Raw genomic sequence first — 9,320 nt, 5'->3', positions numbered from 1 at the left:
ATGCTCGAGGGTGGCCGGATGGCCGGGCGCCCAGCATCCCGCCGATTCACCAGAAGTTCCGGTCAACGGATGCCGAGATGCCAGAAGTTCTGGCAGGTCGAGCGCCGAGGTGGCTGCCGGCCGTGCCGGAATGCTCGCGGGTGGCCGGATGGCCGGGCGCACAGCATCCCGCCGATTCACCAGAAGTTCCGGTCAACGGATGCCGAGATGCCAGAAGTTCTGGCATGTCGAGCGCCGAGGCGGCTGCCGGCCGCGCCGGAAGGCTCGAGGGTGGCCGGATGGCCGGGCGCACAGCATCCCGCCGAGACGCCAGAAGTTCCGGTCAACGGATGCCGAGGTGCCAGAAGTTCTGGCATGTCGAGCGCCGAGGCGGCTGCCGGCCGCGCCGGAAGGCTCGAGGGTGGCCGGATGGCCGGGCGCAAAGCATCCCGCCGATTCACCAGAAGTTCCGGTCAACGGATGCCGAGATGCCAGAAGTTCTGGCGACTCGACAGGCGGCCGCTGGCGAAGACCCGATGTTACCGGTAACATCACTCCCGGCGGTCGCGGCATCCTGTCCCCGCCGCACGAGCACCGACGGAGGAACCCGTGACCGTGACTGACCCGGCGTCGAAGCCGGCAGCCCCCTTCAGCCCCGAGATCGAGGCCGCCATCGCGGAGGTGCGCGCGGATGTCGCGAAGCTCCATGGCGAGCTCGTCCGCTACAACCTCATCGTCTGGACGGGCGGCAACGTCTCGGGCCGGGTGCCGGGCGCTGACCTGTTCGTCATCAAGCCGAGCGGCGTGAGCTACGACGACCTCGCGCCGGAGAATATGATCCTGTGCGATCTGGACGGCAACGTCGTCCCGAGCACTCCCGGAAGCGACCGCAGTCCGTCGTCCGACACGGCGGCGCACGCGTACGTGTACCGGAACATGCCCGAGGTCGGGGGAGTCGTGCACACCCACTCGACCTTCGCCGTCGCGTGGGCCGCGCGCGGTGAGGAGATCCCGTGCGTCATCACGGCGATGGCGGACGAGTTCGGCGGGCCGATCCCGATCGGCCCGTTCGCGATCATCGGCGACGACTCGATCGGCCGCGGCATCGTCGAGACGCTGACGGGCCACCGCAGCAGGGCTGTGCTCATGCAGAACCACGGGCCGTTCACGATCGGCGTCTCGGCGAAGGACGCCGTCAAGGCCGCCGTCATGGTCGAGGATGTCGCGCGCACGGTGCACTACGCGCGCGAGGCGGGTCCGCTCATCCCGATCCCGCAGGAGGCGATCGACCGCCTGTTCGACCGGTACCAGAACGTCTACGGCCAGGCCTCCTACCAGCGCCGCGACGCGGAGGACGCCTCGTGAGCGCGCAGGCCATCGCCGAGGGCCGCACCGCCCTCGGCATCGAGCTCGGCTCGACGCGCATCAAGGCGTGCCTCGTCGCCGCCGACGACCCGACGACGGTCCTCGCCGTGGGCAGCCACGAGTGGGAGAACGAGTTCGTCGATCGGGTGTGGACATACTCGCTCGAGTCGGTCTGGTCGGGCCTGCAGGCCGCGTACGCCGACCTCGTCGCGGACGTCCAGCGCCGCCACGGCGTCCGGCCCGAGACCTTCGGCGCGATCGGCGTGTCGGCCATGATGCACGGCTACCTCGCGTTCGACGACGCCGGCGAGCTGCTCGTGCCGTTCCGCACGTGGCGCAACACGACGACGGGAGCAGCATCCGCTCGCCTGAGCGAGCTCTTCGGCGTCAACATCCCGCTGCGCTGGTCGATCGCGCACCTGGACCAGTCCGTCCTCGACGACGAGCCGCACGTTGCGCGGATCGCGTCCTTCACGACGCTCGCCGGCTTCGTGCACTGGAAGCTCACGGGCCGCGATGTGCTCGGCGTGGGCGACGCGTCGGGCATGTTCCCGATCGACTCCGCCACGGGCGACTACGACGCGGCGCTCGTCGAGAAGTACGACGCCCTCGTCGCCGGCTCGGCACTTCAGGCCAACCTCGGCGATCTGCTCCCGGAGGTGCTCCCCGCGGGCGCTGCGGCGGGCGAGCTCACCGCCGAGGGTGCGGCCCTGCTCGACCCGACAGGGGCGCTGCGCCCCGGCATCCCGTTCTGCCCTCCCGAGGGCGATGCGGGCACGGGCATGGTGGCGACGAACTCGGTCGCCCCGCGCACGGGCAATGTCAGCGCCGGCACGAGCATCTTCGCGATGGTCGTCCTCGAGCGGCCACTCACCGAGGTGCACCACGAGCTCGACCTCGTGACGACGCCCGCGGGCGACCCGGTCGCGATGGTCCACTGCAACAACGGCGCGAGCGAGCTCGCGGCGTGGGCGGGCCTGTTCACGCGCTTCTCGGCCGCAGCCGGCGCACCCCTGGACAGTGACGCCGTCTTCGAGGCGCTCTTCCGCGAGGCCCTGGAGGGAGAAGCGGATGCCGGCGGCCTCGTCGCGTACAACCACCTGGCCGGCGAGCCCATCGCGGGCCTGGCCGAGGGGCGCCCGCTGTTCGTCCGCACGCCGGACAGCCGCCTGACGCTCGCGAACTTCATGCGCGCGCAGCTGTACGGCGTGTTCGGCACGCTCGCGCTCGGCATGAAGGTGCTCGAGGGCGAAGGCGTCGCGCTGGACGCGATGTTCGCGCACGGCGGGATCTTCCGCACGGCCGGCGTCGCGCAGCGCTTCCTCGCCGGCGCGCTCGGCGCACCCGTCGCGGTCGGCGAGACGGCGTCCGAGGGTGGCGCGTGGGGCATCGCGGTGCTCGCCGCGTTCCTCGCGGCATCCGGATCCGACCTCGGCGCCTACCTGCGCGACGAAGTCTTCGCAAGTGCGGCGATCGACACCGTCGATCCCGACCCCGCCGACGTCGCCGGCTTCGCCGCCTACCTCGACCGCTACCGGGCCGGCCTCGCCGTCGAGGCCGCCGCCGTCTCCGCCCTCTGACCCACCCCCGACTCCATGTCCCCGACTTCGCCGCAATGGGGCCTCTCAAGCGGCCAAGTTCGGGACATCGAAGCCTCCAGCCTCTCGAAGGAAACCGAAATGACCCGCACACCCCTCCCCACCTCCCTCGACCAGTACGAGATCTGGTTCGTCACCGGCAGCCAGAACCTGTACGGCGAGGACACGCTCCGGCAGGTCGCCGAGCAGTCCCAGGCCGTCGCCGAGGGCCTGGCCGGCCTCCCGGTGAAGGTCGTCTGGAAGCCCGTCCTCAAGGACTCGGACTCGATCCGCCGCCTCGCCCTCGAGGTCAACGGACGCGACGACGTCATCGGCGTCATCGCCTGGATGCACACGTTCAGCCCCGCCAAGATGTGGATCGCGGGCCTGGACGCGCTGCAGAAGCCGCTCCTGCACCTCCACACGCAGGCCAACGTCGAGCTGCCGTGGGCCGACATCGACTTCGACTTCATGAACCTCAACCAGGCCGCGCACGGCGACCGCGAGTTCGGGTACATCCAGACCCGCCTCGGCGTCGCGCGCAAGACGGTCGTCGGGCACGTCTCCAACCCCGTCGTCCTGCAGCAGATCGAGGACTGGCAGCGCGCGTCGGCCGGCTGGGCCGCGGCCCGCACGCTCAAGCTCGCGCGCTTCGGCGACAACATGCGCTACGTCGCGGTCACCGAGGGCGACAAGACCGAGGCCGAGCTGCGCTTCGGGGTGCAGGTCAACACGTGGGGTGTGAACGAGCTGGCGGATGCTGTCGCCCAGGCGACCGACGCCGAGATCGACGCCCTCGTGGCGGAGTACATCGAGCAGTACGACGTCGTCGCCGAGCTCCTCCCGGGCGGCGAGCGTCACCAGTCGCTGCGCGACGGCGCCGCGATCGAGGTCGGACTGCGCTCGTTCCTCGAGGAGGGCGGCTTCGGCGCCTTCACGACGTCGTTCGAGGACCTCGGCGCGCTCAAGCAGCTGCCCGGTCTCGCGGTGCAGCGGCTCATGGCCGAGGGCTACGGCTTCGGCGCGGAGGGCGACTGGAAGACGGCGATCCTCGTGCGCGTCGCGAACGTCATGGGCGCGGGCCTGCCCGGCGCCGCAAGCCTCATGGAGGACTACACGTACGACCTCGTCCCGGGCTCGGAGCGGATCCTCGGCGCGCACATGCTCGAGGTCGCCCCGTCGCTCACGACGGCCAAGCCGCGCCTGGAGATCCACCCGCTCGGCATCGGCGGCAAGGACGACCCCGTGCGCCTCGTCTTCACGGCCGACCCCGGTCCCGCGCTCGTCGTCGCGATGAGCGACATGCGCGACCGGTTCCGCCTCGTCGCGAACGTCGTCGAGAACGTCGAAGCGCCCGACCTGCCCAAGCTCCCCGTCGGCCGCGCCATCTGGAAGCCCGCTCCCGACTTCGCGACGAGCGCCGCGTGCTGGCTCGCGGCCGGGGCCGCGCACCACACGGTCATGACGACGGCGGTCGGCATCGAGGTCTTCCGCGATTTCGCCGAGATCGCCAAGACCGAGCTCGTCGTCATCGACGAGGACTCGACGGTGCGCGACTTCCAGCGCGAGCTCCGCTGGAACCAGGCGTACTACCGCCTCGCACAGGGCATCTGATCCCGGCCGCGTCGACCCGCCGCAGCTGACCGCGGCGGGTCGACGCGCGCACCCCGGGCGCCGTACACTGAACCGTTTTCGGGGACTCGGCAACAAACTTCGACGAAGAGGAATCCATCCAATGGCACGCATCCCGGTCTCGGGCATCCAGCACACCCTGCGCTGCGGGGAGTACGAAGCCGTCGTCGCGAGCGTCGGCGCATCGCTGCGGACGCTGCGGTTCGACGGCCGCGACCTCGTCGTGCCGTTCGGGGCCGATGAGCTGCGCACCGGCTACCGCGGCGCAACGCTCGCCCCGTGGCCGAACCGCGTCGTCGACGGGCACTACTCGTTCGGCGGCGCGGCGCATGTCCTGGCGCTGACCGAGCCCGAGCGCGGACATGCCCTGCACGGGCTCGCGGCCTGGCTCGACTTCCAGGTGACGGATGCCGGATCGGACCACGTGACGCTCGCGGCGACGATCGAGCCGCAGGCCGGCTACCCGTGGCGGGTCGAGGTCACGACGACCTACCGGCTCGCCGCCGACGGCCTCGTCCAGACCGTGACGGCGCGCAACGCCGGCGCGCAGCCCGCGCCGTGGGGGACCGGCCCGCACCCGTACCTCGTGGCCGGCGCCGGCGCGCTGGACGAGTGGACCTTCGAGCTGCCGGCGGCCGAGGTCCTCCTCGTCACCGACGACCGGCTCATCCCGACCGACCTGCGCCCCGTCGACGCCGACGACGCCGCGCGCTTCGACTTCCGCGAGGCCCGGACCATCGGCGCCGCCGAGATCGACCACGCCTACTCGGGCCTCGTCCGCGACGAGTCGGGTACCGCGACCGTGCGGGTCACCGACCCTGCAGGCACGGGCGTCGAGATGACGTGGGATGCCGCGTGCCCATGGGTGCAGATCCACACGGCCGACCTCCCCGGTGGGCCGGCCCAGCCGGGCCACCGCGCGGGCCTCGCGGTCGAGCCCATGACGTGCGCTCCCGACGCCTTCAACGCCGGCTCCTACTCCTACGACGCGGGCCTCATCGTGCTCGAGCCCGGCGCGGAGTCCTCCGCGTCCTGGCGCATCGCCGCGATCTGATCCGCCTGGGTCGTTGAGCGAGCGGAGCGAGACGAAACGCCCGCACCCGGCGCACACCCCGACCGGGCCGACGGGGTCAGTGGGCGTGCCCGCCCTGGACGACCCCGTGCCCGCCGCCGCCGAGGCGCCCCGCCTCGGTCGCGGCGAGGGCAGGGGTCACGACCCCGGCCACCAGCACGGCGGCCAGCAGAAGCGCACCCACCCGCGGGGGAGCAGCATCCGTGCCCCTTCCCCGGATTGCGCGGCCGCAGACGATCCCGACCGCGAGGAGGAGCAGGGATGCCGCCCCCGCGGCGATCACGCTCGTCCGGGCAGGATCGACCCACACCGCGACGGCCGTGGCCGCAATCCCGGAGAGCACCCCCGCGACGCTCGCCCGCGGCGCGATGACGCGCCCGCGGGCGAGCGCCGCCGCCCCCCACGCGATGCTCGCGGAGCCGAGCAGGACGAGCGGCACCCCTACCGCCCTCCCGCCATCCGACGCCGTGAGCACTCCCGCGCCGAGCGCGAGCTGGATGAGCCCGGCGCCCCACGCAGCGACGGCCGTGAAGGCCGTCACGGCCGCCCACGCGGCGGGCGAGGCATCCCGTCGCCCCCGCAGGGCCGCCTCGTCGTGTCCCGCGTGCACGGCCGCGTCCCAGATCAGGCCGTGCGGCCCGACAGCGCCGGTCCTCGATCGGCGGCGAGGCCGACACCGAGCAGCACGATGGCGCTCGCGAGGTGCAGGAAGTGATCCGGCGTGTTGAGGGCCAGGACGTTCAGCGCCGTGCCGACGAGGAAGAACCCCGTGATGCCGAGCAGCAGATAGGCGGCGCCGACGACGATGTTGACGATCTTCGCGGCCCTCGCCGAGATCAGGCCAGATGCGAGCAGCGCCGCGCCGATCAGGAGGTGCGCGATGTTGTGGAGCGGGTTGACCTCGAAGATGCCGAGCAGCAGTCCGCCGTCCGTCGAGACGAGCGGGACGCCCATCGTCGCCGTGAAGCCGAGCGTTCCGACGAGCAGGTAGACGGCGCCGAAGATCGTGGCGACGAGTCGATTCGGTGACGAGCGCATGGGATCCTCCCCTTCGATGCGCGGCCCGGTGCCGCGTCATAGGGTTGTTCGGAGCATCCCGTCGATCGGTTTGGAGAGCGGGGGAGAGGGCGCACGAGCGCAGAGCGAAGGGCCCCGGAGTGTGCTCCGGGGCCCTTCGACGTGGACGTCGCGACCGGGCGGCGCGCAGCGGCCGCGACGCGTCTTCAGCGGTCGTCGCCGCGGAGGTGCTCCTTGACCTCGTTGCGCTTGTGGACCGAGTCACGCTCAGCCTCCGCCTTCTTGACGTCGGCGTCGGCCTTCATCTCGTCGACCTTGTCGCCGATCCGGTCTGCGGTGTCCTCCCACGCGTCCTGGATCTTGCGACCGGCGGTCTCAGCCGTCTCCTTGGCGTCCTCAGCGAATCCCATAGCGCGCTCCTTTCGTGAGGGGCTCGCCCTTTCGATCGGGCGGTCTCCAGACGCTACGACACGGCGCTTGCGCGACGGAGGGGGTTGCATCCGGGTCGGCGGCTTGCTAGCAGTGCCAGACTCGACCTGTGCGATTCGAGACGACGATGCTCCTGATGGGAAACAACACCGGGATCGAAGTGCCGCCCGACGTCATCGAGGCCCTCGGCGGCGGCAAGCGCCCCGCCGTCGCCGTGACCGTCAACGGCTACGAGTACCGCAGCACGGTCGGGGTCATGGGCGGCAAGTCGCTCATCCCGTTCAGCTCCGACAAGCGCGCGGCGACCGGCATCCAGGGCGGCGACGCGATCACGGTCGACGTGGAGCTCGACACGGCTCCGCGCACCGTCGAGGTCCCCGCCGACCTCGCCGCCGCGCTCGCCGAGGCGGGAGTGCGCGATGCATTCGACAAGCTCCCGCCGAGCCACCGCAAGGCGCACGTCACGAGCGTCGAGTCCGCGAAGGCCGCCGAGACGCGCGCTCGCCGAGTGCAGGCGGTCGTGACGAAGCTCGCCGGCTGAGGCCGGGCGGCCGCGGCTGACAGCATCCGGTCGTCTCCGGTGGATCTGCGACAACTGAACGGCGCAAGCGGATGCTGTCCGCCCGCGCTCCTCACAGGCGCGAGCGTTACGCGACGGGTGTGCGGGTGTCGATCGCGTCGCGGAGCGGCCGGCGCATGAAGGCCCAGTAGCCCGTCGGCGTGATGCGCGCGAGGATGTCGACGAGCCGCGCCTCGCGGCCCACCATCGTGCGCGCGGACCGGCGCACAGTCGCCTCGGCGATCCGTCGCCCGGCGTCGGCGGGCTCGGTGTGGTACATCGCGGCCTGCGCCTGCGCGGCGCGCTGCGCGACGGCGGGATCGATGGATGCCGCGTACCGGCCGTGCAGGATGATCCCCGTCTTGACACCCGCGGGGTAGACGGCGCCGACCGTCACGGTCGATCCCGCGAGCTCGTGGCGCAGCGCCTCGGTGAACCCGCGCACCGCGTACTTGCTCATCGCGTACGGGATGCGGCCGGCGGGAGCGGCGAGCCCGTAGATCGAGACGAGGTGCGTGATGTGCGCCGCCGGCTCGCGCCGGAGCGCCGGCAGCAGGGCCTTGGTCACGTTGACGGTGCCCCAGAGGTTGACGTCCATGAGCCAGCGCATCTCCTCCATCGTGAGCTGGTCGACGTCGCCGAGCATCGACGAGCCAGCGCACGTCACGAGCGCCTGGACGTGGGGATGGGACGCCTCGATGTCGGCCGCGAGCGCGAGGACGGCCTCGTCGTCCGTGAGGTCGACGACGTGGGTCGTGTGACCCGCTCCGTCCAGTTCCTCAGCGAGCCTCTCGAGACCTTCCGCGTTGCGGTCCACGAGCGCGATCCGCGCGCCTCGCCGTGCGAGCTCGCGGGACACCTCCGCGCCCATGCCGCTCGCGGCGCCCGTGACGACGGTCGTCCTGCCCCGCACGTCCAGCCGCTGCCTCTTCGCCATCGCCGTTCCTTCCGCGTCATCGCAAAGCCGCCTTCGATTCTCACCCACGCGCGGTGAGGTGGCCGTCACCGGGCGCCGGTAACCTCGAAGGAGGAGGTGCGCAGGCATGGGCAGGACCGCGGATGCTGTCGAAGAGGGCCTTTCGATCGCCTCTGCCGCCGCCCGGCTCGCCGTGCGCAACCACATCCTGGTCGAGGCGATCACGCACGACGCCGCGTACGACCTCGACCGCCTGTCCGCCTTCGCGCGCGACACGCTCGTCGCGCTCGCCGACGAGCAGCAGGATGCCGCGAACCTCGTGCGCAAGCAGCGCCGCGCGGCCTGGGGCAAGTACAGCGACTCGCATGGCACGCACGATTACCGGGACCGCGACACGCGCAACCTCCGCCGCCGCGAACGTCAGTATCAGGGCGTCGCGAAGATCCTCCGCCGGCGTGCGGACGATCCCGAGGCCGTGCGGGCGCTCGTCGAGGAGGCGCGCGACGCCGCATGGGGGGATGTCGAGTCCAACCTGCAGCGCCGCCTCCGCGTCGAGGGCATGAGGGCCGAGAACGACCCCGACTACGAGACGATGCGCGAGGCGCGGATGCAGGCCCTCCGCCTCGTCGACCTCCCGCGCCTCGGCGCCCACCGCCGTCGGCTCGCCCAGGGCGCCGTCGAGCGCGACCTCGACCCGGCCTGACCTCCGCCTCAGCCCCCGGGCCGACGGTCACGGCCCACGGTCGCCGAGCTTGTCGAGGCGTCGGACTCGAG

Annotated in this window: 10 protein-coding genes; 6 read left to right on the top strand and 4 right to left on the bottom strand. The window is 71.8% G+C overall.

Going from position 1 to position 9,320, the window contains the following annotated elements; genetic code table 11:
- The first annotated feature begins 594 nt into the window (after positions 1–594).
- The 4 genes from ABZ477_RS14950 (at position 595) to ABZ477_RS14935 (ending at position 5,607) form a co-directional block, all read left to right on the top strand.
- The gene (locus ABZ477_RS14950; RefSeq protein ID WP_360134987.1) at positions 595–1,344 is read left to right on the top strand and encodes an L-ribulose-5-phosphate 4-epimerase; all 750 of its coding nucleotides are present in this window, start codon (positions 595–597) and stop codon (positions 1,342–1,344) included.
- Positions 1,341–2,924, top strand: a complete 1,584-nt coding sequence (locus ABZ477_RS14945; RefSeq protein WP_360134630.1) for an FGGY-family carbohydrate kinase — start codon at positions 1,341–1,343, stop codon at positions 2,922–2,924. The genes ABZ477_RS14950 and ABZ477_RS14945 overlap by 4 nt, the downstream gene beginning before the upstream one ends.
- A 99-nt stretch (positions 2,925–3,023) precedes the next feature.
- On the top strand, positions 3,024–4,535 hold the full coding sequence (gene araA, locus ABZ477_RS14940; protein WP_360134628.1) for an L-arabinose isomerase: 1,512 nt from the start codon (positions 3,024–3,026) through the stop codon (positions 4,533–4,535).
- A gap of 121 nt (positions 4,536–4,656) precedes the next feature.
- Positions 4,657–5,607: an aldose 1-epimerase family protein gene (locus ABZ477_RS14935; protein ID WP_360134625.1), complete on the top strand. Its 951-nt coding sequence runs from the start codon at positions 4,657–4,659 to the stop codon at positions 5,605–5,607.
- 76 nt (positions 5,608–5,683) lie between these two features.
- On the opposite strand, the gene ABZ477_RS14930 is transcribed toward ABZ477_RS14935, so the two are convergent.
- From ABZ477_RS14930 to ABZ477_RS14920, 3 genes are all read right to left on the bottom strand, one after another.
- Positions 5,684–6,235: a hypothetical protein gene (locus tag ABZ477_RS14930; RefSeq protein WP_360134622.1), complete on the bottom strand. Its 552-nt coding sequence runs from the start codon at positions 6,233–6,235 to the stop codon at positions 5,684–5,686.
- Positions 6,236–6,249: 14 nt separating this feature from the next.
- Positions 6,250–6,663 (bottom strand): DUF4383 domain-containing protein, encoded by a 414-nt coding sequence (locus ABZ477_RS14925; protein ID WP_360134619.1) that lies wholly within the window; start codon positions 6,661–6,663, stop codon positions 6,250–6,252.
- 185 nt (positions 6,664–6,848) lie between these two features.
- Complete coding sequence (locus ABZ477_RS14920) at positions 6,849–7,052, bottom strand: hypothetical protein (protein ID WP_360134616.1); 204 nt, start codon at positions 7,050–7,052, stop codon at positions 6,849–6,851.
- A 128-nt stretch (positions 7,053–7,180) separates the two neighbouring features.
- Between ABZ477_RS14920 and ABZ477_RS14915 the strand changes: the two genes are divergently transcribed.
- Positions 7,181–7,612, top strand: a complete 432-nt coding sequence (locus tag ABZ477_RS14915) for a YdeI/OmpD-associated family protein (RefSeq protein WP_360134613.1) — start codon at positions 7,181–7,183, stop codon at positions 7,610–7,612.
- Positions 7,613–7,718: 106 nt separating this feature from the next.
- Here the strand turns inward: ABZ477_RS14915 and ABZ477_RS14910 are convergent, their stop codons facing one another.
- Complete coding sequence (locus tag ABZ477_RS14910) at positions 7,719–8,567, bottom strand: SDR family oxidoreductase (RefSeq protein WP_360134610.1); 849 nt, start codon at positions 8,565–8,567, stop codon at positions 7,719–7,721.
- 106 nt (positions 8,568–8,673) lie between these two features.
- Here ABZ477_RS14910 and ABZ477_RS14905 point away from each other — a divergent pair, with 106 nt between their 5' ends.
- Positions 8,674–9,249 carry an asparagine synthase gene (locus tag ABZ477_RS14905; RefSeq protein WP_360134607.1) on the top strand — a complete coding sequence of 192 codons (576 nt, stop codon included), beginning with the start codon at positions 8,674–8,676 and terminating at the stop codon, positions 9,247–9,249.
- Positions 9,250–9,320: the final 71 nt, after the last annotated feature.

This window comes from Microbacterium sp. NPDC019599 (assembly GCF_040632175.1).
GTDB lineage: Bacteria > Actinomycetota > Actinomycetes > Actinomycetales > Microbacteriaceae > Microbacterium.
Note: the sequence above shows the minus strand (reverse complement) of the source record. Positions and strands in the feature narration are given on the sequence as shown.